We start from the raw sequence: 3,842 nt of genomic DNA on the forward strand, positions 1-3,842 counted from the left end.
GGAGCGGCCTCCGCGACCGGAGCGGCCGGGGCCGCCTCGGCGGCGGGCGCCGGGGCGGCGGCCGGGGCGCCGGAGCCGTCGTCGATGATCGCCAGCTCGGCGCCGACCTCGACGGTCTCGTCCTCGGCGACCTTGATCGAGGCGAGGATGCCCGAGGCCGGCGCGGGGATCTCGGTGTCGACCTTGTCGGTCGACACCTCCAGCAGGGGCTCGTCGACCTCCACGCGCTCACCCTCGGCCTTCAGCCAGCGGGTGACGGTGCCCTCGGAAACGCTCTCGCCCAGCGCGGGCAGTGTTACTGAGACCGCCATGGTTTCAGCGACTCCTATCAAGTCTTGCGTACAGGAACAGGGGGATTGCGGGCGTGATCAGTCGTGCGCGTGTAGCGGCTTGCCGGCCAGCGCCAGGTGCGCCTCGCCGAGGGCCTCGGACTGGGTCGGGTGGGCGTGGATGAGCTGCGCGACCTCGGCCGGCAGGGCCTCCCAGTTGTAGATCAGCTGGGCCTCGCCGACCTGCTCGCCCATGCGGGCGCCGACCATGTGGACGCCGACCACGGCGCCGTCCTTGACCTGGACCAGCTTGATCTCGCCGGCGGTCTTCAGGATCTTGCTCTTGCCGTTGCCGGCCAGGTTGTACTTGAGGGTGACGACCTTCTCCTTGCCGTACAGCTCGACGGCCTTGGCCTCGGAGATGCCGACGGAGGCCACCTCGGGGTTGGAGTAGGTCACGCGCGGGACGCCGTCGTAGTCGATCGGCACCGGCTTCAGGCCGGCCAGGCGCTCGGCGACCAGGATGCCCTCGGCGAAGCCGACGTGGGCGAGCTGGAGGGTCGGGGCGAGGTCGCCGACGGCCGAGACGGTGGGCACGTTGGTGCGCATGTACTCGTCGACCAGGACGTAGCCGCGGTCGGTGGCGATGCCGTTCTCCTCGTAGCCGAGGCCGGCCGAGACCGGGCCGCGGCCGATGGCGACGAGCAGCAGGTCGGCGTCGATCTGCTTGCCGTTCTCGGTGGAGACGCGGACACCGGTCTCGGTGTACTCCACGCCGGAGAAGCGGGCCTTGAGCTCGAACTTGATGCCGCGCTTGCGGAAGGCGCGCTCCAGGAGCTTGGAGGAGTTCTCGTCCTCCAGCGGGACCAGGTGCGGCAGGGCCTCGACGATGGTGACGTCGACGCCGAACGACTTCCAGACCGACGCGAACTCGACGCCGATCACGCCGCCGCCGAGGATGACGGCCGACTTCGGGATGCGGTCGAGCTTGAGGGCGTGGTCCGAGGAGATCACGCGGTCGCCGTCGATGGTCAGGCCGGGCAGCGACTTCGGCACGGAGCCGGTGGCGAGGATGATGTGGCGGCCCTCGATGCGCTGGCCGTTGACGTCCACCGAGGTCGGCGAGGAGAGCCTGCCCTCGCCCTGGACGAAGACCACCTTGCGGGAGGCCACCAGGCCCTGCAGGCCCTTGTACAGGCCGGCGATGACGTCGTCCTTGTACTTGTGGACGCCGTTGATGTCGATGCCCTGGAAGGTGGCCAGGACGCCGAACTCGGCGGCCTCCTTCGTCTCGTCCGCGATCTCCGCGGCGTGCAGCAGGGCCTTGGTCGGGATGCAGCCGCGGTGCAGGCAGGTGCCGCCCAGCTCGCCCTTCTCGACCAGGGCGACGCTCAGACCCAGCTGAGCGGCGCGGAGCGCCGCGGCGTAACCGCCGCTTCCGCCTCCGAGAATGACTACGTCGAAAACGGTGCTGGCGTCGTTCGCCACGTCACGTCCTCCATGCATGGGGTGGGTCGCCGGGCCGGTCGCGGTCCGGTGGGTCGGAAGCCTTTGTGGGGCGCCCAGTCGTGCCGGAAATACATCTTCGCACTTGTTCGCGGCAGCTGATGTCCGGGTCCGCCCCAGGGGGCGTCCGAGGGGCGGTCACGAGGGTGGGAACACCCTGTGCGTTGCGGTGTTTCCGCAGCTCAGGGCGGGGTTGACAGCGGGCGTCACGGGCTCGTCGGCGCATGCCGGAGCAGCCGGTTCCGCCTTGCGGAACAAAGTTTCGCCCGCAGCGAACAGAGGTGCGTCCCGCACCGTGGGCACCTACTCGCAGGTAACCGGGGGCGGGACGCCGACGGGGCCCGGCGCAGCACGCGCCGGGCCCCGCCGGGGCCGTCCGGGGACGGGATCAGGCCTTGCCGCCCGCGGCCGCCCGCTCGGCGTACCGCACCAGGGTGCGGACCGCGGTCGCGGTGCCGCCCTTGGGGGTGTAGCCGAACGGGGCGCCCTCGTGGAACGCGGGGCCGGCGATGTCCAGGTGGGCCCAGTCGATGCCCTCGGCCACGAACTCCTTCAGGAACAGGCCGGCCACCAGGCCGCCGCCCATCCGCTCGCCCATGTTGGCGAGGTCGGCGATGGTCGACTCGGTCATGCCCTTGCGCAGCTCGGCCGGCAGCGGCATCGGCCAGGACTGCTCGCCGGTCTCGCCCGCGAGGGTGTGCAGGGTGTCGCGCAGCTCGTCGTTGTTGGCCATCACGCCGAAGGTGCGGGTGCCCAGCGCCAGCATCATCGCGCCGGTCAGCGTCGCCACGTCGACGATCGCGTCCGGCTTCTCCTCGCCGGCCCGGACGATCGCGTCGGCCAGCACCAGGCGGCCCTCGGCGTCGGTGTTCAGCACCTCGACGGTCTTGCCGCCGTACATCCGCAGCACGTCGCCCGGGCGGGTCGCCGTACCGGACGGCATGTTTTCGGCCAGCGCCAGCCACGCGGTGACGTTGACCTGCAGGCCCAGCCGCTTGGCGGCGACCACGGCGGCGAAGACGGCGGCGGCGCCGGCCATGTCGCACTTCATGGTCTCGTTGTGGCCGGCCGGCTTCAGCGAGATGCCGCCCGAGTCGTAGGTGATGCCCTTGCCGACGAACGCCAGGGTGGTCTTCGCCTTCGGGTGGGTGTAGGCCACCTTCACCAGGCGGGGCGGGTTCGCCGAGCCGTTGCCGACGCCCAGCAGGCCGCCGTAGCCGCCCTTGGCCAGCGCCTTCTCGTCCAGCACCTCGACCTTGAGGCCGTGCTCCTTGCCGGCGGCCTGTGCGATCGCCGCGAACGACTTCGGGTTCAGGTCGTTCGGCGCGGTGTTGACCAGGTCGCGGGCGCGGTTCATCTCCTCGCCGACGACCAGCGCGCGCTCGACCGCGGCCTTGGCCTCCTTGCTGCCCTTGCGGGGGGCCAGCAGCACCAGCTCGCCGACCGGCTCCTTGCCGTTGCCGTTCGCCTTGTACGTGCCGAAGGCGTACGAGCCCAGCAGGCCGCCGAGCGCGACCGCCTCGACCTCCTCGGCCGACTCGGCGGGCAGCGCCAGCGCGACCTTCTTGCTGCCGGCCAGCACGCGGGCCGCGACACCGGCCGCCCGGCGCAGGGTCTCCAGGCCGAAGCCCTCGCCGTCGTTCTCACCCAGGCCGACCGCGAGCACGAGCGCGGCCTTCAGCCCGGCAGGGGCGGGGACCTTGACGGTCTCGCCCTCGCCACCGGTCGCACCCAGGGTGGTGAGGACCTCGGCCAGCTTGCCGTCGAACGCCTCGCTCACGGCCTCGGAACCGGAGGCCGGCACGATGCCCTTGGACCCCTTCGCCACACCGATCACCAGGGCGTCCGCGCGCAGCGAAGCGGCGGAGGAGGTGCTCACAGACAATGCAGTCACGTAATGCGTCCTGTTCTATCGCGGTCCACGGCCGGCGGCGGCGCAGCTGCCGCACCGGCGCAACCCCCCGACTGCCGACCCGGCCGACCCGGCGTCACGCGGGCGGGCCGGGGGCCCTGGTGCGGGCGCCCGCCGACCGGCGACGCGCCCCCACCAGGGGCCCCGGCACCAGA

At 71.9% G+C, this 3,842-nt stretch carries 3 protein-coding genes; all 3 read right to left on the minus strand.

From position 1 onward, the window contains the following. Positions 1-311: biotin/lipoyl-containing protein (locus ACWGB8_RS38040; protein ID WP_452218234.1), on the minus strand; the 311-nt coding region annotated here is incomplete at its 3' end. A gap of 57 nt (positions 312-368) precedes the next feature. After that, on the minus strand, positions 369-1,775 hold the full coding sequence (gene lpdA / locus ACWGB8_RS38045) for a dihydrolipoyl dehydrogenase (protein ID WP_452218235.1): 1,407 nt from the start codon (positions 1,773-1,775) through the stop codon (positions 369-371). A 388-nt stretch (positions 1,776-2,163) separates the two neighbouring features. Then, positions 2,164-3,669: a leucyl aminopeptidase gene (locus ACWGB8_RS38050; RefSeq protein WP_452218236.1), complete on the minus strand. Its 1,506-nt coding sequence runs from the start codon at positions 3,667-3,669 to the stop codon at positions 2,164-2,166. Between the last annotated feature and the right edge of the window lie 173 nt (positions 3,670-3,842).

This window comes from Kitasatospora sp. NPDC054939, assembly GCF_053610105.1.